This window comes from Streptomyces sp. NRRL WC-3618, assembly GCF_001280005.1.
Lineage (GTDB): Bacteria > Actinomycetota > Actinomycetes > Streptomycetales > Streptomycetaceae > Streptomyces.
In genome coordinates this window covers 1-1,634 of the sequence record NZ_LGDW01000223.1, presented here as the reverse complement: position 1 = coordinate 1,634, position 1,634 = coordinate 1, and the positions used below count along the sequence as shown (strand labels likewise).

2 protein-coding genes are annotated in these 1,634 nt (G+C 73.3%); both read left to right on the top strand.

Annotated elements, in window-relative coordinates; all coding sequences use genetic code 11:
• The first annotated feature begins 163 nt into the window (after positions 1-163).
• Positions 164-886, top strand: coding sequence for a maleylpyruvate isomerase family mycothiol-dependent enzyme (locus tag ADL01_RS19880; protein ID WP_053743364.1), 723 nt, complete (start codon positions 164-166; stop codon positions 884-886).
• A gap of 111 nt (positions 887-997) precedes the next feature.
• A partial coding sequence (locus tag ADL01_RS19875; RefSeq protein WP_053743363.1) for a copper homeostasis protein CutC occupies positions 998-1,634 on the top strand: 637 nt, incomplete at its 3' end.

Below are 1,634 nucleotides of genomic sequence, written 5' to 3'. Positions count from 1 at the left end.
GTCGGGGGCGGTTCCGTCGGCGGGGGGGGTGCGGGCCGCTTCCAGGGCCTCGGTCCAGCGGGCGCGGAGGGCGGGGTGGGGGTCGTCGGGGGCGGCGAGGGCGGCTTGATCGGGCATGGGGGCATTCTCCCGCCCGGGGGCGTCGGCCCTTAGCGTGGAAGGCATGACGTCTTCTGCCGATGTACATGACGTACGTGACCCCGAGCTGCCCGGGCGGCTCCTGACCGTCGAGCGCGACGCGCTGATTCCGCTGCTGCGGGCCCGCCCCGACGCCGACTTCGGGATCGTGACCGCCGGATGCCCCGAGTGGACGGTGCGGGAGGTGCTCGCGCACTGCTCGGCCGCGTTGTCGCGGGTGGTCGAGGGGCGGCTCGGGAAGGGGGTGTTCTCACCTGAGTCGAACGAGCGGGACATCGCCGAGCGGGTCGACTGGACGAACGCGCGGGTCCTGGACGAGCTGGAGAAGGGGATGAGTGAGGCCGGGGGTGTGATCGCCGAGGCCGGCGGGGCGCTGGACGGGGTCGCGCTGAGGGAGTGGGTGCATGCGGGTGATGTCCGGGAGGCCCTTGGGGAGCCCGGGGCCTATGCGGGGCCGGGGCTGCCGTACGCGCTGGCGCTGCTCGCGCGGTTGAGCCGGGAGCGGGGGCTGGTGCCGCTCCACGCGGATGTCGATGAGCTGGACGAGCCGTTGCGGCTGGGGGATGGGTCGGGGGTGCGGACGCCGGGGCGGTACATCGGGGACGGGGCCACGCTGGTGCGGCTGTATGCGGGGCGGCTGGTGGAGGAGGGAGAGGGGGCGTCTTCGCCCTCGTCTTCGCCCTCGCCCTCGCCGTCGTACGAGTTGGCGGGAGTGGAGGCGGCGGAGCTGAACATGTACGGCGGTTGAGTGACGGGGGTGGGGCTCGTGGGCGTACGCTTCGGATTGGACTAGACCTCTACTGTCTAGTTGCTCCAGGGGAGCCAACAGGAGCCGACGGGAACCAACGGAAGGGGTCCGATGAGCCGGGGCGCAGTGCTGGAGGTGATCGCCCTCGGTGTCGAGGACGCCGTCGCCGCCCGGGACGGAGGTGCGGACCGGCTGGAGCTGGTCACCGACATGGCGGCGGACGGGCTGACGCCGGCCGTCGAGACCTTCGCCGGGATCCGGGCCGCCGTCGACATTCCGCTGCGGGTGATGCTGCGGCTGACGGACGGGTTCGGCGCCGGGGACGGCCGGGCGGTCGACGCGCTGCTTCGGGCGGCCCGGGAGTTGCGGGGGGCGGGGGCCGAGGAGTTCGTGTTCGGGTTCCTCGACGCTGACGGTGCCGTCGACCATGCGGTGGTCAAGCAGGTCGTCGCCGAGCTCGACGGATGCCGCTGGACGTTCCATCGGGCCATCGATCGGGCCGTCGACCGGGACGCCCTGCGCAGGGAGTTGCATGGGCTTCCCGGCCTCGACACCTACCTCACCGCCGGCTCGGCGGCGGGGGTGGACGACGGGCTTCCGACGCTGCTTGCCGAGGCGGCGCGGCGGGCGGAACCCGGTTACGAGCAGCGGCTGCTGGTGGGGGGTGGGCTGCGGTTGGAGCATGTGGCGCGGCTGCGTGCGGCGGGGGTGGACGCCTTTCATATCGGGGGTGCGGCTCGGCCTGGGG